Genomic DNA, 24,112 nt, shown 5'->3' with positions numbered 1-24,112 from the left:
TCTCCTCACGGTGACATTGGGGAAAACCGCCTGGGAACGCGGCTTTCCGGATCGCCGGGCACAGTAGCGCACGGGATCGCTGAATAGTATGCGGGGTATATACGGTTGGCCCCCAGGCGATTCAACTCGGGGACTATTTCAACTTGTGTCGCCTGCCCGGATTACAGGCGGCCGGGCTCGCTCTCGAAGAGTAGACGGGTCAGCCGCGCGATGCGCTCCCCGTGCCGGGCGGCCAGCGCCTCGCGCAGCTGGTTGGCCAGCGTGGCCTGGTCACGGCGCACGCTGGGCGGCAGTTCCTCGCCGTCGCGCACGGCGTGGGGGACGATGCGGGTCAGGCGCATGAAGGCCTTTTCGCTGAGCACGGCCTGGTCCAGCGCCTCGTAGCGAATGGTCGCTTCGAAGCGCAGGTAGCCTTCGTCGGCCAGCCACAGCAACGCGCCCAGGCAACTCTGGTGGCGCGTACTGGGCAGGCCGAACTCGTCAGGCTCTTCCCGGCCGATCAGGTCCTCGACATAGAGGGCGATCTTGCGCGGGAAGGCCTGGTAGAGCGTCAGCAGGCCCGAGGCGGCGTCCTTGTAGAAATCGTCGATCTGCAGGTCCATTGATGCGCTGGGGTTCACTAGCGATGAGTTATTGGCGATAGCTTTTCAGGAAGTTGCCGATGCGCCCGATGGCCTGTTCCAGGTCATCGACACGGGGCAGGGTAACGACCCGGAAGTGATCCGGCCAGGGCCAGTTGAACGCGGTGCCCTGAACGATGAGCAACTTCTCGGACAGGAGTAGGTCGAGGACGAATTTCTCGTCGTTGTGGATCGGGCAGACCTTCGGGTCGATGCGCGGGAAGGCGTAGAGCGCGCCCATGGGTTTGACGCAGCTGACGCCGGGGATGTCGTTGAGCAGTTCCCAGGCGCGGTTGCGCTGTTCCAGCAGGCGGCCGCCCGGCAGCACCAGGTCATTGATGCTCTGGTAGCCGCCCAGCGCGGTCTGGATGGCGTGCTGGCTCGGCACGTTGGCGCACAGGCGCATGTTGGCCAGGATATCCAGGCCCTCGATGTAGCTCTGCGCCTTGTGCTTGGGACCGGAAATGGCGATCCAGCCCGAACGGAAGCCGGCCACGCGGTAGGACTTGGACAGGCCGTTGAAGGTCAGGCAGAGCACGTCCGGCGCCAGGGACGCGGTGGAGATGTGCTGGGCCTCGTCGTAGAGGATCTTGTCGTAGATCTCGTCGGAGAAGATCACCAGGTTGTGCTGGCGCGCCAGTTCGACGATGTCCAGCAGCACTTCCTTGGAGTAGACCGCGCCGGTGGGGTTGTTCGGGTTGATCAGCACCAGGGCCTTGGTGTTGCTGGTGATCTTCGCCTTCATGTCGGCAACGTCGGGGAACCAGCCGGCCTGCTCGTCGCACAGGTAATGCACCGGCTTGCCACCGGAGAGGGCGACCGAGGCGGTCCACAGCGGGTAGTCCGGCGCCGGGATCAGCACCTCGTCACCGTTGTTGAGCAGCGCCTGCAGGGCCATGACGATCAGCTCGGATACGCCGTTGCCCAGGTAGATGTCCTCGATGCCGACGCCTTCCACCTGCTTCTGCTGGTAGTACTGCATCACCGCCTTGCGCGCGCTGAACAGGCCCTTGGAGTCGCTGTAGCCCTGGGCGGTGGGCAGGTTGCGGATGACGTCCTGGAGGATTTCGTCCGGCGCCTCGAAACCGAACGGCGCCGGGTTGCCGATGTTCAGCTTGAGGATGCGGTGGCCTTCCTCTTCCAGGCGCTTGGCATGCTTGAGCACGGGCCCGCGGATGTCATAGCAGACGTTGGCGAGCTTGTTCGATTTGGTGACCTGCATGATCTGGAATTCCGAAATAGTCCGCGGCCGGCGACTTGGCAGGCTGTAACGCGGGTGACAGACTGGCGTCAAATAGTGGGTTCGGAAGTGCTTTTCCCTGGTATCGATCCTGAAAATCGGCAGGAAAACAGTGTATTTCTCGAAAAGGTAGAGTTTTTAAGGCTTTTCTATCGCGAGAACGTCTCTGTGCGGCAGATTCTGAACCTGACGTTAACCACGCGCATCATACGTGCGGCCCGATTCCCGGAAAAGAGAGGGAGTGGGCATTTTTTTGCTAATGGAGGCAGATCGATGGAAAAGCTGGAAAAACCCCTGGACTCCTGGCGCGAAGAGCTGACCGACGAGCAGTTCCATGTCTGCCGTCTGGGGGGCACCGAGCGCGCCTTCACCGGCGAATACCACGACACCAAGACCCCCGGCATCTACCACTGCGTGTGCTGCGGCACCGCGCTGTTCGACTCCGATGCCAAGTACGACTCGGGCAGTGGCTGGCCGAGCTACTTCCAGCCGGTGAACGGTGAGGTGGTGCGCGAGCTGGAAGACTTCAGCCACGGCATGCACCGCATCGAAGTGCGCTGCGGCAAGTGCGATGCCCACCTGGGCCACGTCTTCCCCGACGGCCCGCGGCCGACCGGGCTGCGCTACTGCATCAACTCGGCATCCTTGAAGCTGGTGCCCAAAGCGTGATCCCAAGGCCCGCCACCGAGCGGGCCTTTTCTTTGGTGTGCGTGGCATTCCACTGTAGGAGCGGGCCATGCCCGCGACCGGCCGGCAGGCCGGCATAACCTCGCGCCGACAGGCATCGATCATGGATTTCAGCGGACGTTGTCCGCTGTTCGCGGGCATGGCCCGCTCCTACACGGGAATCCATGTCGTGTCATTTTGCTGGGTGATTCGTGATCAATTGAATTGCGTGCAATTTAATTGATCACTACTCTTGGGTTTCCCACTTCCCGGAGCCATGTCCGATGAGCGATGCACTGCTGAATATTCCCGTGACCACCATCAAGGGCGAACAGAAGACTCTCGCCGACTTCGGCGGCAAGGCCCTGCTGGTGGTGAACACCGCCAGCCAGTGCGGCTTCACCCCGCAGTACAAGGGGCTGGAGAAGCTCTGGCAGCAATACAAGGACAAGGGCCTGGTGGTGCTCGGATTCCCCTGCAACCAGTTCGGCAAGCAGGAGCCAGGCAACGAAGGGGAGATCACCCAGTTCTGCGAGCTGAACTTCGGCGTGAGCTTCCCGCTGTTCAAGAAGATCGACGTCAACGGCGCCGACGCCCACCCGCTCTATGTGCAGCTGAAGAAGCGCGCCCCCGGCCTGCTGGGCAGCCAGGGCATCAAGTGGAATTTCACCAAGTTCCTGATCGGCCAGGACGGCAAGCTGGTCAAGCGTTTCGCCCCGACCACCAAGCCCGAGCAACTCTCCGCCGAGATCGAAGCGCTGCTGTGATGAACGACGCTGTATCCCTGCCGGCCGAGCTGCACCTGGACAACCAGTTGTGCTTCCGCCTGTATGCCGTGTCCCGCGCGGTGATCCGTGGCTACCGGCCGATGCTCGAGGCGCTCGGCCTGACCTACCCGCAGTACCTGGCCATGCTGGTGCTATGGGAATGGCAGGCCGAGCCGCCGTCGCAGCCGTCGGTGAAGGCGCTCGGCGAGCGCCTGATGCTCGACTCCGGCACCCTCACGCCGCTGCTCAAGCGCCTGGAGCAACTGGGCCTGGTGCAGCGCCGCCGCGCCCGGCACGACGAGCGCGAGGTGCATCTGGGGCTGACGCCGGACGGCGTTGCACTGCGCGAGAAGGTGCTGCCACTGCGCGAGGAGTTGCTCTGCCGTAGCGGCATTGACCTGGGCGTCACCGACGGCCTGCGCGAGCAGTTGGACAGCCTGCTGCTGCAGTTGTCGAAGCTGGACGCCTGACTCAGGCGCGGGCGCGCGGCCCGGCCCAGCGTTCGAGGATGGCCGCCAGCTCGTCGCGGTGGAACGGCTTGGCCAGGTAGTCGTCCATGCCAGCGGCGCGGCAGCGTTCGCGCTCCTCCGGCAGGGCATTGGCGGTCAGTGCAACCACCGGCAGCGCCGGCCAGCGGCCGCTCTCGCGGATCGCCCGGGTGGCCTGGTAGCCGTCCATCACCGGCATGTTGCAATCCATCAGCACCAGGTCGAATTCGGCGCCGTCGAGCTGCTTGAGCGCCTCTTCACCGTTGATGGCAATGCCCACCTGGCAACCCAGCTTCTGCAGCAGGCCGCGGGCGACCAGCTGGTTGACCGGGTTGTCCTCCACCAGCAGTACGCGGGCGGAGAACTGTTCCTGCGCGGCGGCCCCCTCGCTGGTCGACGAGGGCAGCGGCTGGTGTTCGAAGGCCTGCTTCAGCGCCTGATAGAGCACCGCGCGGGACAACGGCCGTGCCAGTTGCCGCAGCGGGGCGAGGCGCTGCGCCAGTTCCGGTTCGAGGAAGTTGCCATAGGCCGTCACCAGCAGCACCGGCCGGGTGACGTTCTGGCGCAGCACCACCAAGCAATCCGGGCAGTCCGACAGCAGGGCGTCCAGCTCTACGCCGGCCAGGCTGGCGTCGATGTCCAGGCGCTGGTAGTCCACTCCCCATTCCGGCAGCCAGTTCTGCAGCAGCGCCGCCAGCCCGCTGCTGGCGGCGCATTGCACGATCAGCCTGCCATTGAGCTTCGCCAACGGTTGCGCAGGCTCCAGTGTCTGCAAGGGCAGGGTGACGACGAATTCGCTGCCCAGGCCCGGGTCCGACGTCACGCTCAGCTCGCCGTGCATCGCTTCGCAGAGCTTGCGGGTCAACGCCAGGCCCAGCCCTGTGCCGCCGTACTGGCGGGCGATGCCGGCGTCGGCCTGAGTGAAGGGCTGGAAGATCTTCTGCAGCGCTTCGGGCGCCACGCCGATGCCGGTGTCGCGCACGCTGATGCGCACCCCTTGATTCAGGGGTTCTACGCGCACGTCCACGCGACCGAAGCGGGTGAACTTGAGCGCGTTGGACAGCAGGTTGCTGACCACCTGGCGCACCCGTGTCGGGTCGCCGGAGTGCTGGGCGGGCAACTGCGGGCTGATCAGGCAGGTGAGTTCCACGGCCGGGCCGGCGTTCTGCGACAGCAGGCTGGCGGTGTCTTCCACCAGGGTGCCGAGGTCGAAGGGGATCTGCTCCAGCTCCAGTTGGCCGGCCTCGAACTTGGACAGGTCGAGCACGTCGTTGAGCAGCTCCACCAGCACCTTGCCCGAGTCGTGGGCGATGGACAGCTGCTGGCGCTGCTCGGCGGTCAGCGGGCCGTCGAGCGCCAGGCCGAGCATCCCCAGCAGGCCGTTGAGCGGCGTGCGGATCTCATGGCTCATGTTGGCCAGGAAGCTGCCGCGCGCCTGGGCCATGGCCAGGGCGGTCTGCCGCGCCTGTTCCAGTTCCTGGTTGGACAGGGTCAGGCGCGCGTTGGCCGCCTTCAGCTCGGCGGTGCGCGCGGCGACGATGCTTTCCAGCTCTTCCAGGTACTGGGTCAGGCGGTCCTCGGCCTCGCGGCGCTGTTCCATCTCCACGGAAATGCGGTTGAGCTGGCGGTTGGTGACCTCCACCAGCACACCGATCTCGTCGCGCTCGTGGCCGCGCGGGCAGGGCAGGCGCAGGCGCGATGGCGAGCGCGGGTCATGGCGGGAGAGGGCCTCGATCAGGCTCACCAGCGGCTTGGTCAGCAGCGCGTAGAAAAGCACCAGGAGGATCAGCGAGAGCATCAGGCTGCGCACGAAGCCGGAGATCAGGGTCACCCCGGCGCGGCGCAGGAAGTCATTGCCGAAGACGAAGGTGTCGATCTCCAGGCGCAGAACGCCCAGGGATTCGGCTGGCGCATGGTCGACGAACAGCGGTTCCTCGTAGGTGCGCTGCTGGCCGAAGAGGAAGTCGCTCAGCCCCCGCAGGCTGCTTTGCGCAGGTGGCCGGTCGGCACTGGCCAGGGGCACGTTGGCGTTGTCGATGATCTCGGCGCGGATCACCGCGGGCGAGCGCAACAGCCCGACCACCAGTTCCTGGGCCAGTTCGGCGTCGATGTTGTAGGCGATGCGCGCCGCGGGGTTGTGGCTGACGTCCAGCAGGGCGCGCACTTCGCGGTTGATGGAGGCGTCCTGGCTGGCATAATCGACGCCTACCTGGATGAGGCTCAGCAAGGTGCCCAGGATGAACGCCACCAGCACCGTCAGGCTGGCCTGCTTGAACGAGAGGCGATGTGTGAGCGCAATATCCATGGGTGCGGAGTGTCGCCTCGCGGAAGCTTTCCTGCGGCGTAGCATAGCCCATCGGAACCGTCTGTCGGGATAGCCCGTAGGCGAAGTCATTCCCGGCCCGTACCTGGCGAATTGCCCCAGAGAACTTGGAGACTCGCGTGGATTCCCGTCTGAACGATTTTCTTGCCCGCGCCGAAGCACTGATGGCGCGCCTGGAGCCGTTGCTGCCTGCCGTGCGTGAAACACTGGACTGGCAGCACTGCCTGGCCGCGCGCTGGCACCGAGACGGCCGCAGCGGCTACCTGCAGCCGCTGAAGGTCAGCCTCGACCTGCGCCTGGATGACCTGCTGGGCGTCGACCGCCAGCGCGAGCAGCTGACGCGCAACACCCGGCAGTTCGTCGCTGGCCAGCCGGCCAACCACGCGTTGCTGTGGGGCGCCCGCGGCACCGGCAAGTCCTCCCTGGTGCGCGCGCTGCTGGCGGAATTGGCTGGCGAGGGCCTGCGCCTGATCGAGATCGAGCGCGACCACCTGGCCGACCTGCCCCGTGTGGTCGAACAGATACAGGGCCTGCCGCAGCGCTTCGTGCTGTTCTGCGACGACCTCTCGTTCGATGCCGGCGAGGGGGATTTCCGCGTCCTCAAGAGCGTGCTCGACGGCTCGCTGGAGCAGGCGCCGGACAACGTCCTGCTGTACGCCACGTCCAACCGCCGCCACCTGGTGTCGGAGAAGCAGAGCGACAACGAGAACTGGAAGATGGTCGACGGCGAGCTGCACCCCAGCGAAGCCGTCGAAGACAAGATCGCCCTGTCCGACCGCTTCGGCCTGTGGCTGTCCTTCTATCCCTTTACCCAGGAGCACTTCCTCGAGGTGGTGCGCCACTGGGTCGAGGTGCTCGCGCACAAGTCCGGCCTTGCCGCCTTGGCCTGGGACGAGACGCTGGAGAAGGAAGCCATCCGCTGGGCGCTCGGACGCGGCAACCGTAATGGCCGCTGTGCCTATCAATTCGCCCGCTACTGGGTGGGCCGACAATTGCTGGAAGGAGATACCCCATGATCGATCTGCAACAGGCCGGCGCCGGCCTGGGTGGCTACGCGCTGCTGGCCGCCCAGGCGGAGTCGCTGTTCGCCGATGAGCGCGACTTCATCGCCAACGCCTCGCAGTTTTCCGCGTTCCTGTTCAATGAGCTGCCGGACCTGAACTGGGCCGGCTTCTACCTGAACCGCAACGAAGAGCTGGTGCTCGGCCCATTCCAGGGCAAGGTAGCCTGTGTGCGCATCCCCTTCAGCAAGGGCGTGTGCGGCGCCGCGGCGCGCACCCGTGAAACCCAGCGCGTCGAGGACGTGCACGCCTTCCCTGGGCACATCGCCTGCGACAGCGCGTCCAATAGCGAGCTGGTGGTGCCGCTGGTCAAGGATGGCCGCCTGATCGGCGTGCTGGACCTAGATAGCCCGAAGGTCGGCCGTTTCAGCGAAGAGGACCAGGCCGGCATCGAGCGCCTGGCGGAGATATTCCTGCGTCTATCCGACTGCTGAGGGTGTGCCGGTAAGCAAAAGCCCCGCCTCGGCGGGGCTTTTTCATGGGGTCGCGCGGGTGGCCGGAGCGGTGCGAACCCATCGCGGACGGAGTCCGCTCCTACGCCTTCTGTAACGCCGTGAGTGCCAGCAGGAGCGGATAACGCTGTCGGCTGTTGGCGTGGGATCCGCTCAGCGCTTGGCCATGATCTTGGCAATGATCTGCAATTCGCCCTGGACGATCTCGGCCAGGGCAGGGCGCGCCAGCGTGCGTTCGAAGTGCGCGGCCAGCCGGGGCCAGCGCTGGGCGTCCAGTTGTTCCTCGCCGTGGCGCAGGTTCACCAACTGGCAGGCGATGGCGATATCGGCGAGGCTGAAGCGGTTGTCGACGAACCATTGCTGCTCGCCGAGGGACTTCTCCAGGTAGTCGAAGTGCTCCGGCAGCTTTTCCTGCATCGCACCCTTCACCGCCACTTCGTCGCAGACCTTGCCCATCAGCGGCTTGAGCAGGCGGTTGCGGAACACGGTGAAGGTGGTCAGCGGTGCCAACTCGTAGTCGGCGTACTTTTCCAGCCAGTTGATCCGCGCCCGGGCCTGGGCGCTTTCGCCACACAGCGGCGGGCGTTGCGGGTCGCGGTCTTCCAGGTAATGGCAGATGACGCTGGAGTCGGCGAGGGTGAAGTCTCCATCGCGGATCGCCGGCACGCGGCGCAGCGGGTTGAGCTCGCGGTACCAGTCCGGCTGGTTGAACGGATTGACGTTCTCCAACTGGTAGTCGAAGCCTTTTTCAGCGGCGAACAGGCGGACTTTGCGAACGAAGGGGGATAGCGGGGCGCCGAAGACGACGAGGCTCATGCAAGGCTCCTGGGGCGAAGGTGGCCGGAGTGGATTCGACGGTGGATCAGTCGTAAAGGTTCTTCTTCTTCCAGATATCGTCTTCGTCCAGCGCCTTGAGGCCGTCGCCCAGTTCGCTCTGCTCATCCGGGGCAGGCTGCGAGGTTTCCAGCACCAGGGCGTTGGCCTGGGCCAGTTGGGCTTCCATCTGCCGCAGCTGCGCCTGGTAGCGGCCGATTTCCGGCTGCTTCTGCAGGTACTGCACGCCGCGCTCGAACGCCAGGCGCGCCTGGCGTGGCTGGCCCTGCTGCAGCGCCTGCTGGCCGAGGTTGCCGAAGAACTCTATATGGAGGAGGGTGAGCAGGTGGCGGATTTCCTTCACCCACTTCTGCGCCTCGACCCGCGGCAGCATGTTGTCCTGGGCGCAGCGGGTCAGTTGGGCGTGCAGCGCTTCAAAAAGGAAGCGCACGTCCTTGGCCTTGGCCTCGGTGAGGATCGGCTGCGGCGGGTTCTTCACCGGAATGGCTTCGCCCTTGGCCACCAGCGGGCGCAATTCGGCAATGCGCTGCTTCAGCCCGGCGTTCTGTTTATCGACGGCGAGCAGGCGCTCGCTGAGGCTCAGCTCGAAACTGCTCAGCAGAAGCTTCAGCGCAGGCGACATGAACTGGCCGGGCAGGGATTCGGAAACATCCGCGCAGCGACGGCAGCGGTCTGAAAGATCAGCCTTCAGACGTGCCTGCTCCAGCTTGCGGTTTTCCACCATGTGGTTGATGTAGCCGATGGCGACCAGCAGGGCGATACCGACAAGAACCAGGACCGTAATGACGATTGGCGACACCGTGGAGTGCTCCGGATGTTTTTCCCCGAGTGTAATGTCTTAGTGATACTGCTGATAGCGCCAGCTCAGTTTTTACTCAGAAGTCTTTGATTTAAAAAATATTTCTTTGAAGGGTTGACGACCTTTCAAAGCGTCCCTAGAATGCGCGCCACTTCGACGCGAAACGCAGAACTTGCCGGAACGTCGAAGTCGGAAAGATGTTAAGTTCCGGGCCGCGTCCCCTTCGTCTAGTGGCCTAGGACACCGCCCTTTCACGGCGGTAACAGGGGTTCGAGTCCCCTAGGGGACGCCATTGCGGGAATAGCTCAGTTGGTAGAGCACGACCTTGCCAAGGTCGGGGTCGCGAGTTCGAGTCTCGTTTCCCGCTCCAGATTCTCGATCATCGCCACGGCGGTGAACGAAAGATGAAATGGCGTTACCCTTCGGCGAAAGCTGAAGGTTGCAACAAGTTACTGCGGGAATAGCTCAGTTGGTAGAGCACGACCTTGCCAAGGTCGGGGTCGCGAGTTCGAGTCTCGTTTCCCGCTCCAAATCGAAACGCCGCCTGTCAAGGCGGCGTTTTCGTTAGCCTGAGGCGAGCGCCGAAGGCTACAGCAAGTCAATGCGGGAATAGCTCAGTTGGTAGAGCACGACCTTGCCAAGGTCGGGGTCGCGAGTTCGAGTCTCGTTTCCCGCTCCAGAATCGAAACGCCGTCCATCAGGACGGCGTTTTCGTTTGTGCGGAAAAAATCCCGCCGCCACGTTCTGACTTCTCCAATACCACCCTGCCAAACCGGCGGCCGTTGCCGGCCGTGCGTCCCTACGTCGGTTGATCACGCTTCGAGACAGCGGTGCGAAGTCCTTCGCGCGCCGGAATTAAAGAAAATTCCGACGCCGCGCAGAGGTTAATCCCGTTTGTCTGCCCGCACGGGCAACCGAGAATGCCAGCGCTCCCCCGCGCTGCGGGGGAGAGGGGCTCATCGCGCCGCTGCCTGGCGGCGCAGGTGAGCAGTTGTGATCGCGCCGGTGAGGTGGTTACGCGGATGCTGGAGTTGCTGAATCGCCCTCAATCGGGCTGTCAGGATCGGTTGTCGGCGGCGGGCAAGGCCGCCGTGCTGTCGGTGTTCGACTTCGACGGCACCCTGACGCGGCATGACAGCTTCCTGCCGTTCCTGTGGTTCGCCTTCGGCACGTTCGGCTTCCTGCGCCGCCTGGCGCTTCTCACGCTGCCGAGCCTGGCATTTGTGTTGCGCCGACTCAGTCGCGATGAGCTCAAAGCCCGTCTGATCGAGGTGTTTCTTCGCGGCGTCGACGTGCAATGGCTGGCCGGCCAGGCCGACGCTTATTGCCGGTTCATCTGGGATTACCTGCTGCGCGCCAAGGGCGTGCGCGGCGTGGCCGCCGAATTGCGCACGGGCGCCGAAGTGACGCTCTGCTCGGCATCGCCGGCTCTGGTGTTGCGGCCCTTCGCCGCGCGCCTGGGCGTGAGGCTGATCGGCACGGAACTGGAGGTCGTCGATGGGCGGCTCACCGGTCGCCTGCTCGGCGGCAACTGCCGGGGCGAGAACAAGGTGCTGCGCCTGCAGGCCAAGTACGGCCCGCTGAGCGCCTACCGGTTGCGCGCCTGGGGCGATACCGCCGGCGACCACGCGCTACTGCACGCTGCCCAGGACCCGCATTGGCGGGCCTTCCATCCGCGCTGGCGACGACTGTCCAAACCGACCCGCCCGGCCGCCTGACCCGACCCATGGCCGGTTCGGTCCGGCTGCCTTTTCCTTTTCGAGAACCGTAATCATGGAACAGACACACATTGGCTTCCCTCCGCTGACCATGGCGGTCTTCGTCGGGCTGGCGCTCGCCGCGCTGCTGCTGGACATGGCGACGCACCGCGACAACAAGCCGATCAGCCTCAGGGACGCGGTGGTCTGGTCGATCTTCTGGGTGGCGATCTCCCTGGGCTTTGCCGGCTTCCTCTATATCCAGCACGGCGCCCAGGTGGCCAGCCTGTTCCTGACGGGTTATACGCTGGAGAAGGTGCTGAGCGTCGACAACCTGTTCGTCTTCATCGCCATCTTCGCCTGGTTCAAGATGCCGGATGGCCTGCGCCATCGCGTGCTGTACTGGGGCATTCTCGGCGCCATCGTGTTCCGCGCCATCTTCGTCGCCATCGGCACCGGCCTGCTGACCTTCGGCCCCTGGGTGGAAATCGTCTTCGGCCTGATCGTCGCCTGGACCGGCGTGATGATGCTCCGGGGCGGCGGCGACGATGACGAGCAAGAGGATTACTCCCAACACCTGGCCTACCGCTTCGCCAAGAAACTCTTCCCGGTGTGGCCGAAGCTGTTGGGTGGCCATTTCTTCGTGGCCCGCCAGCAACTCGAGCGCGAGGCACGCAAGCCGGAAAACCAGGGCATCAGCCTGGCTGCCAAGGGCGCGCTGTTCGCCACGCCGCTGTTCCTGTGCCTGGTGGTGATCGAGGTGTCGGACGTGCTGTTCGCCTTCGATTCGGTGCCGGCGGTGATCGCCGTCAGCCGCGAGCCGCTGATCGTCTACTCCGCCATGCTGTTCGCCATCCTCGGCCTGCGTACGCTGTACTTCGTGCTCGAAGCGCTCAAGCGCTACCTGGTACACCTGGAGAAGGCCGTGGTGGTGCTGTTGTTCTTCATCGCCGCGAAGCTGGCGCTGAACGCCACCGACCAGCTGTTCCACCACGGTTACAGCATCGATGCCAATACCAGCCTGGTCGTGGTGCTGGTGGTCCTGGCGGCGGGAATCGTCGCCAGCCTGCTGTTCCCGGAGAAGGAAGAGGCAGAAGGCGAGGCCAGCGAACGCTGAAAGCGCCCGTTTCCTGAAAAGCCCGCGCCAAGCGGGCTTTTTCATGGGCGGGCGATAAGTCCCGGCGCGCCGGTGATCGGATTTTTTCGCGCTCCCGCCGAGCCCGCCGTCATCTGGCTGAAGCCGCGATGCAGAGCGCGGCGCTGGCGTTTGTTCAATGGCGGCGATTGGGGCTGCCGCCGTCGGTTTTTCACACCTTTTTCACGAACGCCGCGCCGCGCCGGAAGTGGTATGGCCATTGGCCGCACGCCGGCTTTTTCCGTGATCTAAGCTCCACTCAGATCGGCCTCTCCCGCAGAGGGTTCCATGCACAGCAATCCTCAACAGAACCTTCGAGACGCGCTGCAGGCCTGCCGCGAGAGCTTCCTGTTCGTGGGTTTTTTCAGCCTGTTCATCAACGCGCTGATGCTGGTGCCGACCTTTTACATGCTGCAGGTGTACGGGCGGGTGATCACCAGCGGCAGCCTGACCACGCTGACCATGCTGACGCTGATCATGAGCCTGCTGGTGATCACGCTCGGCTCGCTGGAGTGGGTACGCTCGCGCATCCTGGTGCGGGTGAGCACGCGGCTGGATGTGCTGCTTAGTCGTCAGGTCTACAAGGCCAGCTTCCAGCGCGCCCTGCACAGCGGCGGGATGGATGCCTCGGCGCAGCCGCTCAATGACCTGACCGGCCTGCGCCAGTTCCTTGCCGGCAGCGGTCTGTTCGCCTTCTTCGATGCGCCCTGGCTGCCCATCTATATCGCGGTGATGTTCGTCTTCCACCCGTGGCTGGGCTGGGTGGCGGTGGGTAGCGCCGTGCTGCTGCTGGTGCTGGCGGTGATCAACGAAAAGCTCACCGCACCCGCGCTGGCGCAAGCCAACAAGGAGCACATCGCGGCGACGCTTCACACCACCAAGAACCTGCGCAATGCCGAAGTCATCGAGTCCATGGGCATGCTGGAAACGCTGATGGAGCGCTGGGGCGCGCGGCAGCGAAGCGTGCTGCTGTTGCAGTCGCTGGCCAGCGACAAGGGCGCGGCGATCAGCACGATTTCCCGGACCTTCCGCCTGCTGGTGCAGTCGCTGGTGCTGGGGTTGGGCGCCTACCTGGCGGTGGACCACCAGGTCGGTCCGGGCATGGTGTTCGCCGGCGCCGTGCTGCTGGGGCGCGCGCTGGCGCCGCTGGACCTGATCATCGGTAGCTGGAAGGGCTTCATCTCGGCCCGTTCGCAGTACAACCGGCTCAACGACATCCTCGAAAAGCAGCAGGCGCAACCGCAGCGCATGCCGCTGCCGGCGCCCCAGGGACATATCCAGGTGGAGAACCTGGTGGTGGCGGCGCCCGGCTCGCTGACGCCGATCATCAAGAACATCAGCTTCAGCGTGCCGGCCGGCTGCGTGGTGGGCATCATCGGGCCGAGCGCGGCGGGAAAGTCCACCCTGGTGCGGGCGCTGATGGGCGTCTGGCCGCCGCTGCACGGGGTGGTCCGCCTGGACGGCGCGGACATCAGCACCTGGAACAAGCACGACCTCGGTCCCCACGTCGGCTACCTGCCCCAGGACATCGAGCTGTTCGAGGGCACCGTCGGCGAGAACATCGCCCGCTTCAACGAGGTGGATGCGGAGAAGGTCATCCAGGCCGCGAAGATCGCCGGCGTCCACGAAATGATCCTGCTGCTGCCCGATGGCTACGACACCGTCATCGGCAGCGAAGGGCTGATGCTGTCCGGCGGGCAGCGCCAGCGCATCGGTCTGGCCCGTGCGCTGTATGGCAGTCCGCGGCTGATCGTGCTCGACGAGCCCAATTCCAACCTCGACGACGTCGGTGATCGCGCCCTGGCGGCGGCGATCCACCAGATCAAGCAGAGCGGCGCGACGGTCTTCGTCATCACCCACCGCACCAACCTGGTGTCCCAGCTCGACCGCCTGATGTTGATGAACGACGGCACCGTCACGCTCTACGGCTCCCGCGACCAGGTGCTGGCCGAGCTGACTGCCCGGCAGCAGCCCCAGGTGCCGCAACGGCCGATGCCGGCCGGCGCGAGCATCGCGCCGGTCGATACCCACAAGGGAGACGCCGATGCCCAGTCTCCCCGTTGAACGCTTCGCCGACCTGCCGGTATCGGACCTCAAGGTCCGCCGCCTGGGGTTGGCCATCGTCGCCCTGACCTTCGGCCTGTTCGGCACCTGGGCGGCGTTCGCGCCGCTGGACGGCGCGGTGTACGCGCCGGGGGTGGTCACCGTGCAGGCCTACCGCAAGACGGTGCAGCACCCCGAGGGCGGTATCGTCAAACAGGTGCTGGTGCATGACGGCGACATCGTCAAACGCGACGACCCGCTGATCGTGCTCGATGACGCCCAGCTGCGCTTCGAATTCGACATGACCCGCAGCCAGCTGCTTGCCGCCCAGGCCATGGAGGCGCGACTGAAGGCCGAGCGCGACGCCCGGGCGGCGATCGACTTCGACGGTGTCGGCGACTTGGCCAGCCCGCGTGGCGAAGAGGCGCGGCAGAGCGAAACGCAGGTGTTCAACGCCCGCCAGGGCTCGCGGCAAGGGCAGATTTCGGTGCTGCGCGAGCGCATCGGCCAACTGAACCAGCAGATCGACGGGCTGGAGTCGATGATTGGCGCCAAGCTGCAGTTGGCGAACTCCTACAGCGGAGAGATCGGCGAGCTGTCCGACCTGCTCAAGCAGGGCTATGTCGACAAGCAGCGCCTGCTGGAGCAGCAGCGCAAACTGGGAATGATCCGCGCGGAAATCGCCGATCACCGCTCCACCATCAACCGCACGCGCCTGCAGATCAACGAAACGCAGCTGCAGATCCTGCAAATCGACAAGGACTTCAGCTCCGAGGTGGCCAAGCAACTGGCCGAGGTGCAGACGCGCCTCTACGACCTGCGGGAGAAAAGCTCGTCGCTGCAGGACCGTCTTGGCCGCATCGTCATCCGCGCACCCGATGCCGGCATGGTGATCGGCATGACGGTGCACACCGTGGGCGGGGTGGTGCGGCCGGCGACGCCGCTGCTGGACATCGTGCCGTCGGTGTCGGAGCTGGTCATCGAGGCTCAGGTGCCGCCGGTGGACATCGACCGCGTGGCCATCGGCAAGCGCGCCGATATTCGCTTCAGCGCCTTCAACAGTGCCACCACGCCGGTGATCGAGGGCGAGGTCATCAATGTGTCGGCCGATCGCCTGGTCAACGAAAAGACCAACGCGGCCTATTACCTGACGCGGGTCCGGGTCACCGAGAAAGGCGCCCGCGCGCTGGGTGAGCGCAAGCTGCTGCCGGGCATGCCGGCGGACGTGCTGATCATCACCGGGCAACGCACCTTGCTGCAGTACCTGATGCAGCCGGCGCGTAACGCCCTCTCCCAATCGATGATCGAGGAGTGACCATGGGTGCATCTTCATGTGGGCTGGTCGGCGCGCTGATGCTGGCGGCGGGCGTCGCGCTGGCGCAGACCGCCGCGGTGGCGCCCGGCGGCGTCAGCATGGCCGAAGACGGCACTGACCTGCTGCACCTGTACCACGAGGCGCGGCTGGAAGACCCGCAGATACTGGCGTCCTTCGCCCATGCGCAGGCGGGCAAGGAGTACCAGCGCGAGGCCATGGGCGTGCTGCTGCCGCAGCTGTCGCTCAATGCCGGAACGAACCAGATCCACCAGCGCAACGACTTCATCGACGAGAGCTACGACAGCGAGAACTACAGCCTGGTGCTGCGCCAGTACCTGTACAACAAGGCGGCCTGGGAGAACTACCAGAAGTTCAAGAGCATGGCCCTGCAGTCCGAGTCCGAGGCGCTGGACGCCCAGGCGGAAGCCACGGTGGAGCTGGCGCGGCGTTATTTCACTGCGTTGGCGGCCGAGGACGAGCTCGAACTGGTGATCGCCGAACGCCGTACCACCCAGGAAAGCCTGGATCGGGTCAACGCGCTGTACGCCAGGCAACTGGCCCTGGTCACCGACCAGCTCGATCTGCAGGCGCGGGTGGACCTGCTGGCCGCGCAGGAACTGGAGGCGCGCAACCAGGCGATCATCAGTCGCGAGGCGCTGGCGGAGATCGTCGGCCGACCGGTGAAGGAGCGACTCAGCCGGGTGCGCAACGATGTGCGCCTGCGGATGACCGAGCGGAGCCTGGACAACTGGGTGCGCGACGGCATCGCCCTGAACCCGGCGCTCAAGGCGCGTGAAAGTGGCGTCGCAGCGGCGGAGGCGGCGCTGCGCAGCGGCAAGGGCGGGCACTATCCGACGCTGAGCCTGAACCTCAGCGCGCAGCAGACCAACGAGGGCTACAACAACTCCCTGGCGCCGCGCACCGACAGCTACGTCGCCGGCGTCGGCCTGCAGGTGCCGATCTACAGCGGCGGCTCCACCTCCGCGCGGGTGCGCGGCCTGTACCAGGACCAGTTGGTGGCCAAGGAGCAACTGGAGGAAATCCGTCGGCGGGTGGTCAAGGAGATCACCAGCGCCTACCTCACGGCCAACTCCAACGGCGAGAAGATCCAGGCCAACCGCCTGGCGCTGGCCTCGGCGCACAAGTCGCGGGAGTCGGCGGAAAAGGCCCTGGGCTACGGCATGGTCAATGCGGTGGATGTGCTGGCTGCGGTGCGCAACGAGTTCCGTGCCCGGCGGGATCTGCTCAAGACGCAGTACGAGTTCCTCAGCAATGTGTTCACCCTCAATCGCTGGGCGGGCAAGCCCCCGATCGAGAGCGTGCAGAGCGTCAATGGCTGGCTGGGCGCTGGCAGTGCCAGTGAGGATTTCCTGCGCCCGTGAGCGGGGGCAGGGCCTTCGCGTGCCCGCTGCGGGGCAGTCCCTTCCCGGTTCCCGTGCCCGTGCGGTTGGCTCGGTCACGAGGTGATCGTGTGCGCGCGGCGCCCACCTTCTGTGTCTTGGGTGACGGTATTTTGGCTGTGCTGGATGACCTGGCCTCCGTTCGTCGTTTAATTGACGAGGTTCGCTGCCCCGAAGCACGGTTCGCCACGCGCGCCCCCCGTATCCAGCTCGATGATTTTGCTGGAGTTTCACGTGTCGCCGGGGAGGGCGCAGCTAACCCTTCGCCGTGAAATCGGACCGCTGATCGACAGGCGGCAAGGCGGTAAGCGGAGCGGCCTGACCTAGACTCAGGTGACCGGCGAGGGAGCACAGTGTCATGTGCAGCGAGGTCTTGTTGATTCCTGTTCGTGCCGTCTCTGGGGCCGTTCCCGACCACGGGAAACGGCCATGGAGCAGTCGCGTGGAAAGACCGCCCGCGCCGAGGAAGTCCTCATCGGCCAGCTCCGCCGCTGGCACCTTCCACCTGTCGCCGCTTCCGTCTTGCTGCCAACCGCCGTAGCCCGGTGGTGAAGACGTCCAGGCAAAGGAGCGCGCGTTCGTTTGCAGAGGGGGTCAGCACACCATGTCTGACCAGAAGAAACCGATACGGGTGATGCTGATCGATTGCCGCCCACTCGTTCTCATCGGCCTGCACGACCTGATCAATGCCCGAAAACCGCACATGGAGGTCAGCGGCCAGGCCACGACCTACACCTACGCCCTGGACTTGGCCGACCAGCAGCGCCCCGACGTGGTGTTCTTCAGCTTCTTTCCCGATGCCCTGGACCCGCTGGAGGTGGTGGGCGAATTGACCCGCAGCGCGCGGATGAAGGTGCTGGTGCTCAAGGGCCTGTACGAGGCGGTGCCGGTCGCCCAGGCGATCGACGCGGGCGCCCGCGGCATCGTGCTGGCGGAAGACCCGACCGAGTCGATCATCCAGGCCATCGTCAATGTCCACCATCGCGATATTGGCCTGGATCGCGCCTGGGCCGGCGGGCTTTCCGGCTACGCGGCCAACGGCCGTGTGCCGCTTCGGTGCAACCGCGAGCAGGCCAAGCAGGCCCGGCTGACGCTGCGCGAGCGGGAACTGATCAGCGCCATCGTCGAAGACCCCTCCGCCAAGTACATGAGCATCGCCGAGCGCCTGGGTATCAGTGAGCACACGGTGCACAACCACCTGAGCAACATCTACCAGAAGCTCGACCTGATCAACCGCATGGACCTGCTGATGTATGCCCTCAAGCACGGCCTGGCCAGCAGCGAGGAGCCGCCGGAATCCGCCTGGGTGGAGCTGGACCGGGCGCCGCAGGGCAATGGGGCGTCGCTGCGTAACGAGTGAGCGGCCGTTTGCCGGTGTGGCGGGCATGCAGCGGAAAAACGAGGCGGGGGTGGTTTCCACACCGCCCCCGCCTCTTTTCCGCGTGCGAATCAGGTGGCGCTGCCGTGGACGATGTCGGTGTTGAGGATGTCGACCCCGACCACGGTGATGGTGGTGATCTGCCCGCCGGTCTCGTGGATGCTCACGACACTGTCGGCGCCGCTGTTGTCGATGGTCTGCACGGTGGAGCCGGCGTCGCCGTTGAGGACCAGCTTGTCACGCTGGCCGGCGGTGTCGAAGCCGGTGACCTGGTACTTGTTCTCGGTGCGCGCCAGGTCGACGTTGAAGGCCTCCCGGGTTCCGCTCAGCCCTGCCAGCACGTAGTCGAAGGTCCCGCCGGCGGCCTTGTTGGCGTACAGGTTGGCGGTGAAGGCGCTGGTCGCCGCGTCGCCGTCCTTGTCGGTCACAGTGGCGTTGAACGCCAGCTTGACGTCGCTGGCGAGGTTCTCGACCTGGCGGATGAACTGGATGGTCGGGATCTTCACCATGCCCTCGGCCATGGTCAGCTGGATGGCGTCGATCATCTTGCCGGCGGCCGTCTGCACGGTGAAGGATTTCTGCCCGCCGGCCTCGCTCTGCAGGTTGCCCGCCAGCACCTTGATTGGTGCGCCGGACGTCGTGCCGTCGTCGTAGTAGGCGACGTAGTACAGCGATTCCGAGGTCGGATCGTAGCCGCCTACCGAGTTGTCGATGAACACCTTCACCGAGGTCAGCAACGTCTGCGGGTTGGCGACGAAGCTGTCGTCACCGGCGGTGATGCCGGCGCCGCTGCCCTGCAGCACGTTGTTCTTCACGCCGATGCCGGAGGTGCTGACGTTGAGGGCCTTCTGGTCGTCGATGTAGGACGGCAGGGGGTTGGTCTGCAACTGTGCTTCGGTCGGGTCGCTCGCGCCCTGTCCGATGCCGGTGAGGATGCTGTTGGCGCCCGTTTGGGGTGCCAGTGCCTTGGCCGCGAAGAAGACCACGGCGTCAGTGCCGATGGTCAGCGTCTGCACCGGGTCGGGGCCGCCGGCGCCGAGCGAGCCGTTGGCGGTGCTCAGCACCAGGGTCGAGCTGAAGCCCTGCACCAGGTCCAGGGTGTAGGTGCCATCGGCCAGGGCCGTCAGGGTGTAGTCGACGCTGGTGTTGGGCGTGCCGGCGTTGTTGTCGAAGTCGCCGGTCAGCGTGCCGGCGAAGTGGTAGGCGCCGTTGACGTCCGGCGACGGCGATTGCTCGGTGAGCGTGCCGGTGCCGGTGGTGGTCGTGCCGTTGGGCCGCACCAGGGTGAACTGGCCGTTGCTCAGGACGATATCCAGACCCGCCGCGCCGCTGCCATCAGCGCCGAAGCCGTGGTCCCAGTACCCGGTCTGCGCCAGGGTGCTGCCGGTGCCGACGATGTTGCCGAAGGCCAGCGACGGGCCGTCATCGTAGAACACCAGGTTCTGCCCGATGTTCAGGGTCGCCTGGGCGGTGTCGCCGTCCTTGTCGGTGGCGGTCGCGGTGAGTTTCACCAGGTTGTCCGCGCTGAGGGTGCGGCTGTCGTTGGGGTCGCTGGCATTGGCGTGAACCACGGCGCGCAGTTGGTCGAGCGTGACGTCGCCATTACTGGCCGCGCTGACGGTGAACACCAGCACGTTGCTGACGGCCGTGCGGCCTTCCACCACGCCGTTGTTGAGCGACAGGTTGACCGCCTGGCCGGTGGCCGTGTCGACCAGCCCGGAGGCGCCGGCGATGACGCTCAGGGCATAGCTCACCGGGGTCGCGCCGGCCCCGTCGGCGCCGTAGCTGGGGCTGAAGTTGGCGGCGAAGTTCTGTGTCGCGTTGGTGGTGAAGTCGCTTTCGTCCACCGTCAATGTCGGCTCGGTGCCGGTGGTGGTGACGCTCGGCCCGTCATCCTTGAAGACCAGGTTCTGGCCGATGTTCAGCGTGGCCTGGGTGCTGTCGCCTTCCTTGTCGGTGACGGTGGCGGTCAGGGTGACCAGGCTGTCCGAACTCAGGGTGCGTGAGTCATCGGGGTCGTTGGCGTTGGCGTGGACAATGGCGCGCAACTGGTCGAGGGTGACGTCGCCATTGGCGGCCACGCTGACGGTGAACACCAGGTCGTTGCTCACGGCGCAGCGGCCTTCCACCACGTTGCCGTTGAGCGAGAGGACCACCGATTGGCCGGTGGTGGTATCGGTCAGCCCGGAGGCCCCGGAGACGCAGCCCAGGGTGTAGGTGACAGTGCCACCGCCGTCGGCGCCGAACGAGGAGGTGAAATTGGCGGCAAAGCCCTGCAGCGAGTTGGTCGTGAGATCCGACTCGTCCACCGTCATCACCGGCTCCGTGCCAGCGGGGCTGACGGTCGGCCCGTCATCCTTGAACACCAGGTTCTGGCCGATGTTCAGCGTGGCCTGGGCGCTGTCGCCGTCGCCGTCGGTCTTGGTCGCGGTGAGTTTCACCAGGTCGTCGGAGGCCAGGGTTTTCGAGTCATCCGGGTCGCTGGTATCGGGATGCACCACGGCGCGGATCTGGTCCAGCGTCACGGTGCCGTTGGCGGCCACGCTGACGGTGAACACCAGGTCATTGCTGGAGGCCGTGCGGCCTTCCACCACGGCGCCATTCATCGACAGGTTCACGGTTTCACCGGTGGCGGTGTCGACCAGCCCGGACGCCCCGGCGATCACGCTCAGCGCGTAGGTCAGGGTGCCCGCGCCGTCGGCGCCGAAGGACGAGGTGAAGTTGGCGGCGAAGCTCTGCGAGGCATCGGTGCCGAGGGCGGATTCGTCCACCGTCAGCGTGGGCTCGGTGCCGGTGGTACCGATGCTCGGGCCGTCATCCTCGAAGACCATCTTCGAGCCGATCTCCGCGGTGGCGGTGGACACCTGCAGCAGCTTGAAGCCGCCGATGTCGAAGGCCGCGTGGTCATTGCCCTTGGCCCCGACTGCCGCGCCGTTCTCGACCAGCACGCGGTTGTGTTCCGCCGTGGTGGTGTACTCGATCTTGTAGCCGGCCAGCACGCCGGTGATGGTCGCCACGCCACCAGTGATGGTAATGACGATGCCCGGATCGTTGGCCGAACCGTTGGAGTTCTCGAGTACCGCACCGGTGCTGCTGTTGAGGACCCGGACATTGGTGATGGCGATGGGCGCGTCGTTCCCATACCCGTCGATGAAGGCGGTGCCGGACTCGACGGCGGTGCTGAAGGCGCTGATCTTGACCACCGCGCTCTTGCCGCTCTGCAGCTGCACCACATCGAAGCTGGCGGTCTTGGCGTTGAACATCTGGGTGAAGTCGACGTTGGCTTCGACGTCCGCTTCGTTCTGGTCCAGGTTGGGAATGGTCACGTCCTGCCGGGCGCCGGTGACGAAGGTGAAGCGGATGCCTTCCTGCTCGACGATCATCTGGTTGTTGGTGCCGAAGGTGGTCGGGCCGCCGGCCTGGCTGGTGTTGATGGTGTCGCCGGTGGTGATGTTGGCGCCGGTGGACTGGTTGGCCGGGTCCCTGCCGGTGGCGATGATGGTCGGGTCGGTGATGCGCACCACGCCGTTGTCATTCACCGTGGTCGGCGTCGCCGTGGTGAACATCAGGAACAGGTTCTGCCCGGACGGCGCGTTGGCCAGGCTGAAGGTCAGGTCCTGGCTGGTGCCGATGTAGACCTTGTTCAGCAGGTTCAGGGCGTCGTCGGCATTGCTGCCGTCCGTGTGCTTGAGCGGCTGGTATTCCACGGTCCAGATCTTGCCGCCGCTGACGGGCGAGCCGGTCTCCTCGATGTAGGCGGCGAACACGATGGCGCCCGCGGGCCCGCCGGCACGGCCGACGAGGACGTTGTTGTTGGTGGTGTCGGTATACAGAAGGATGTCCTGCCCGGCGAGGGTGTCCAGCCCGCTGTCGAGGCCGTTGAGCGGCGCGCCGCCGCTGCCGGTGAAGAGGATGTCGGTGATGGCGCCGCCCGGTGCGGAGCTGATGGTGAAGGCGTTGCTGCCGGTGTTGCCGACCGCGCCGGTATAGCCGCTCAGCGCAGCGCCCGAGGCAGTGCCGGCGCCCAGGGCCGACAGGCGCGCGGTGAACGCGGCAGGCAGGGCGGCGAGCAGGATGTCGTTGTCATCGGCGTCGCCCGCCGGGCTGGGAGTGGCCGTAGCGTTCTGCAGGCCGGCGGTTTCGTCCAGTGAGACGCTGACGCCAGTTGCCGTCACGATGGGGCCGGCGTCGGTAAAGGTGGCGGTCGTGGAGGCGTTGCCGCTGGAAGCGGAGAGCAGGAAGCGCGCCCCGGCGGAGTCGTCCGGGTCCACGTACCAGGACGTGGTGATGCTGCCGTTGGCCTGGCCGTCCAGGTCGCCGGCGCCGCCGTCGGTCACGTACCACGGGTCGTGGCCGGCGCCCGCGCTGGTATTGAGCACGTCATCGGCGGTGCCCCACACGCCATCGGCGCCGGGGCTGGTGGCGTGGTCCACCTCGATCTTCACCGTACTGCCGGCGGCAAAGCCGCTGGCGGTGATGATGGCGGTGCTGCCGGGGGCATAGTCGTTCTGGTCGGTGGTGACAAAGAGGGTGCTGCTGTCATCTGCGGTGGGGCGCGTTGGCGACGCAATCTTCTTATGGAGGGTCATGATGTTCTCCCGAGCATGTCCATGCGTGGCGGCCAGACCTCGACTGCTGGCCTTTTACTGCTACATGCCACGACTATGAGGACGGCCCGGGGAACGCGCATCGGCCGATACTCCCAGGCGGCCTGGGAGTTTCGGCCCAGGTGGAGCGCGCAGCACAGGCGCGGTGCGGGTTTGCGCGGGTCGCCTGGCGACGGGAGGTTGCTGCGGAGGCGTCAGGCGCTCAGCCGCGAAATGCTGGCGATCGCCCATGAAAAAGCCCGCATCTGCGGGCTTTTTGAGTGCTGGTGCGGGGTTAGTGCTTGGGCGTGTCGTCCGGCAGGGCGAGCAGCTGCTTTTCGCGGTTCCAGTCGAAGGCCTCGCCATTTTCCTCGGCCTCGAAGCGGCGTTCGTCGAGTTGCTGGTACATCTGCAGCTCCTCGTCGGGCATGTAGTGCAGGCAGTCGCCACCGAAGAACCACAGCAGGTCACGCGGGATCAGGTGGGCGATCTGCGGGTAGCGGTGGAAGATCTGGCTGATCAGGTCCTGGCCCAGGTACTGCGCGCCTTCCGGGTCGCGGGGCAGTTCCACCAGCAGCTCGTCGAAACGTTCGAGGAACAGGCCGTGGTTGTCCTCGGGAACCTGCTCGGCTTCGCCCAGGGCGCCAAGGATCATGCGCAGGTGGTTGAGCAGGGCGATGTGGTGGTCGAGATAGGCGCTGGCCATGGGATTCCTCTGGAGCTGTGTACGAACGGCCGGGGAGTATATCGGGTTTCGCCGCCGCTGCCGCCCGCGCGATCAGCGGATCGGGCGCATCTGGATCTGCCGGCGCTGGTTGTCGATCTGCTGGCGCTGCTGGTCGAGCAGGCGCTGCTGTTGTTGCAGCTGCTGTTGCTGCAGCTCGGTCTTCTGCCGCTGGATCATCTGGTCGCTCTGGCGGCGCTGTGCGTTCCAGCGCTGCTGGTTGTCCTGCTGGCGCTGCAGGTCCTGCTGCTGCCGTTGCAGGCGCTGGTCCTCGTAGTTCAGACGCTGGCTGTCCAGCTGGTTCTGCCGCAACTGCTGCTGGCGGCGCAGGCTGTCCTCCTGTTGCTGGATCGGGTCGATGACCGGGCTGGGTGCCGGCGCCGGGCGCGGCCGGCTGGGGTAGAGCCAGGGGTCGGCTTGCGCGCTGCCGGCCAGCAGGGCGAGCAGGAAGAGAAGGACTCGACGCATGTGCGCATCTCCGCGGGGTGATGCTTTCAGTGTGCACCCGAACGCCCGCGCCGGCATGGCTGTGCGTCGGAGAAAAAAAGGGCGCCCGAAGGCGCCCCGTGCGTGAAAGCGGCTCG

General features: G+C 65.7%; 20 protein-coding genes and 4 tRNA genes. 16 read left to right on the top strand and 8 right to left on the bottom strand.

Annotation, left to right across the window (positions count from 1 at the left end; translation table 11 throughout):
* Positions 1 to 161 precede the first annotated feature (161 nt).
* Positions 162 to 602 (bottom strand): hypothetical protein, encoded by a 441-nt coding sequence (locus N0B71_RS26500; RefSeq protein ID WP_259755990.1) that lies wholly within the window; start codon positions 600 to 602, stop codon positions 162 to 164.
* A gap of 28 nt (positions 603 to 630) precedes the next feature.
* A complete protein-coding gene (locus N0B71_RS26495) occupies positions 631 to 1,842 on the bottom strand; it encodes a pyridoxal phosphate-dependent aminotransferase (RefSeq protein ID WP_259755988.1) in 1,212 nt (403 codons plus the stop codon).
* Positions 1,843 to 2,133: 291 nt separating this feature from the next.
* On the opposite strand from N0B71_RS26495, the gene msrB reads away from it, so the two are divergent.
* The 4 genes from msrB to N0B71_RS26475 all read left to right on the top strand — a co-directional run bounded on the left by msrB (position 2,134) and on the right by N0B71_RS26475 (position 3,763).
* The gene (gene msrB / locus N0B71_RS26490) at positions 2,134 to 2,529 is read left to right on the top strand and encodes a peptide-methionine (R)-S-oxide reductase MsrB (RefSeq protein WP_259755987.1); all 396 of its coding nucleotides are present in this window, start codon (positions 2,134 to 2,136) and stop codon (positions 2,527 to 2,529) included.
* A 67-nt stretch (positions 2,530 to 2,596) separates the two neighbouring features.
* Positions 2,597 to 2,770 carry a hypothetical protein gene (locus N0B71_RS26485; RefSeq protein ID WP_259755986.1) on the top strand — a complete coding sequence of 58 codons (174 nt, stop codon included), beginning with the start codon at positions 2,597 to 2,599 and terminating at the stop codon, positions 2,768 to 2,770.
* A 40-nt stretch (positions 2,771 to 2,810) separates the two neighbouring features.
* Complete coding sequence (locus tag N0B71_RS26480; RefSeq protein ID WP_259755985.1) at positions 2,811 to 3,293, top strand: glutathione peroxidase; 483 nt, start codon at positions 2,811 to 2,813, stop codon at positions 3,291 to 3,293.
* Positions 3,293 to 3,763, top strand: a complete 471-nt coding sequence (locus tag N0B71_RS26475; RefSeq protein WP_259755984.1) for a MarR family winged helix-turn-helix transcriptional regulator — start codon at positions 3,293 to 3,295, stop codon at positions 3,761 to 3,763. Before N0B71_RS26480 ends, N0B71_RS26475 begins: the two co-directional genes overlap by 1 nt.
* 1 nt (position 3,764) lies before the next feature.
* Here the strand turns inward: N0B71_RS26475 and N0B71_RS26470 are convergent, their stop codons facing one another.
* A complete protein-coding gene (locus tag N0B71_RS26470) occupies positions 3,765 to 6,131 on the bottom strand; it encodes an ATP-binding protein (protein WP_259755983.1) in 2,367 nt (788 codons plus the stop codon).
* A gap of 92 nt (positions 6,132 to 6,223) precedes the next feature.
* Between N0B71_RS26470 and N0B71_RS26465 the strand changes: the two genes are divergently transcribed.
* Both N0B71_RS26465 and N0B71_RS26460 read left to right on the top strand, forming a co-directional pair.
* Positions 6,224 to 7,120, top strand: a complete 897-nt coding sequence (locus N0B71_RS26465; RefSeq protein ID WP_259755982.1) for an ATP-binding protein — start codon at positions 6,224 to 6,226, stop codon at positions 7,118 to 7,120.
* Positions 7,117 to 7,599 carry a GAF domain-containing protein gene (locus N0B71_RS26460; protein WP_259755980.1) on the top strand — a complete coding sequence of 161 codons (483 nt, stop codon included), beginning with the start codon at positions 7,117 to 7,119 and terminating at the stop codon, positions 7,597 to 7,599. Before N0B71_RS26465 ends, N0B71_RS26460 begins: the two co-directional genes overlap by 4 nt.
* 171 nt (positions 7,600 to 7,770) lie before the next feature.
* Here N0B71_RS26460 and N0B71_RS26455 read toward each other — a convergent pair whose 3' ends face one another.
* Positions 7,771 to 8,433, bottom strand: coding sequence for a glutathione S-transferase family protein (locus tag N0B71_RS26455; protein WP_259755978.1), 663 nt, complete (start codon positions 8,431 to 8,433; stop codon positions 7,771 to 7,773).
* Between the two features lie 46 nt (positions 8,434 to 8,479).
* Positions 8,480 to 9,250, bottom strand: coding sequence for a hypothetical protein (locus tag N0B71_RS26450; RefSeq protein WP_259755976.1), 771 nt, complete (start codon positions 9,248 to 9,250; stop codon positions 8,480 to 8,482).
* A 216-nt stretch (positions 9,251 to 9,466) separates the two neighbouring features.
* Between N0B71_RS26450 and N0B71_RS26445 the strand changes: the two genes are divergently transcribed.
* The 10 genes from N0B71_RS26445 (at position 9,467) to N0B71_RS26400 (ending at position 18,200) form a co-directional block, all read left to right on the top strand.
* Positions 9,467 to 9,542, top strand: a tRNA-Glu gene (locus tag N0B71_RS26445).
* Between the two features lie 2 nt (positions 9,543 to 9,544).
* Positions 9,545 to 9,620, top strand: a tRNA-Gly gene (locus N0B71_RS26440).
* 84 nt (positions 9,621 to 9,704) lie between these two features.
* Positions 9,705 to 9,780: transfer RNA gene (locus N0B71_RS26435), tRNA-Gly, on the top strand.
* A gap of 73 nt (positions 9,781 to 9,853) precedes the next feature.
* Positions 9,854 to 9,929: transfer RNA gene (locus tag N0B71_RS26430), tRNA-Gly, on the top strand.
* Positions 9,930 to 10,272: 343 nt separating this feature from the next.
* On the top strand, positions 10,273 to 10,968 hold the full coding sequence (locus tag N0B71_RS26425) for an HAD-IB family phosphatase (RefSeq protein ID WP_259755975.1): 696 nt from the start codon (positions 10,273 to 10,275) through the stop codon (positions 10,966 to 10,968).
* 55 nt (positions 10,969 to 11,023) lie between these two features.
* Positions 11,024 to 12,064 carry a TerC/Alx family metal homeostasis membrane protein gene (locus tag N0B71_RS26420; protein ID WP_259755973.1) on the top strand — a complete coding sequence of 347 codons (1,041 nt, stop codon included), beginning with the start codon at positions 11,024 to 11,026 and terminating at the stop codon, positions 12,062 to 12,064.
* Positions 12,065 to 12,370: 306 nt separating this feature from the next.
* Positions 12,371 to 14,146, top strand: a complete 1,776-nt coding sequence (locus N0B71_RS26415; RefSeq protein ID WP_259755972.1) for a type I secretion system permease/ATPase — start codon at positions 12,371 to 12,373, stop codon at positions 14,144 to 14,146.
* The gene (locus N0B71_RS26410) at positions 14,127 to 15,440 is read left to right on the top strand and encodes an HlyD family type I secretion periplasmic adaptor subunit (RefSeq protein WP_259755971.1); all 1,314 of its coding nucleotides are present in this window, start codon (positions 14,127 to 14,129) and stop codon (positions 15,438 to 15,440) included. Before N0B71_RS26415 ends, N0B71_RS26410 begins: the two co-directional genes overlap by 20 nt.
* A gap of 2 nt (positions 15,441 to 15,442) precedes the next feature.
* Positions 15,443 to 16,822: a TolC family outer membrane protein gene (locus N0B71_RS26405; RefSeq protein WP_259755970.1), complete on the top strand. Its 1,380-nt coding sequence runs from the start codon at positions 15,443 to 15,445 to the stop codon at positions 16,820 to 16,822.
* 622 nt (positions 16,823 to 17,444) lie between these two features.
* Positions 17,445 to 18,200, top strand: coding sequence for a response regulator transcription factor (locus tag N0B71_RS26400; RefSeq protein WP_259755969.1), 756 nt, complete (start codon positions 17,445 to 17,447; stop codon positions 18,198 to 18,200).
* 89 nt (positions 18,201 to 18,289) lie between these two features.
* Here N0B71_RS26400 and N0B71_RS26395 read toward each other — a convergent pair whose 3' ends face one another.
* The 3 genes from N0B71_RS26395 to N0B71_RS26385 all read right to left on the bottom strand — a co-directional run bounded on the left by N0B71_RS26395 (position 18,290) and on the right by N0B71_RS26385 (position 23,996).
* Positions 18,290 to 22,807, bottom strand: a complete 4,518-nt coding sequence (locus tag N0B71_RS26395; RefSeq protein WP_259755967.1) for a DUF5801 repeats-in-toxin domain-containing protein — start codon at positions 22,805 to 22,807, stop codon at positions 18,290 to 18,292.
* 292 nt (positions 22,808 to 23,099) lie between these two features.
* A complete protein-coding gene (locus N0B71_RS26390) occupies positions 23,100 to 23,510 on the bottom strand; it encodes a PA2817 family protein (protein WP_259755966.1) in 411 nt (136 codons plus the stop codon).
* Positions 23,511 to 23,582: 72 nt separating this feature from the next.
* A complete protein-coding gene (locus N0B71_RS26385; protein ID WP_259755965.1) occupies positions 23,583 to 23,996 on the bottom strand; it encodes a PA2816 family glutamine-rich protein in 414 nt (137 codons plus the stop codon).
* Positions 23,997 to 24,112 lie beyond the last annotated feature (116 nt).

Origin of the sequence: Pseudomonas sp. GCEP-101 (assembly GCF_025133575.1) — a bacterium.
GTDB lineage: Bacteria > Pseudomonadota > Gammaproteobacteria > Pseudomonadales > Pseudomonadaceae > Pseudomonas > Pseudomonas nitroreducens_B.
Note: the sequence above shows the minus strand (reverse complement) of the source record. Positions and strands in the feature narration are given on the sequence as shown.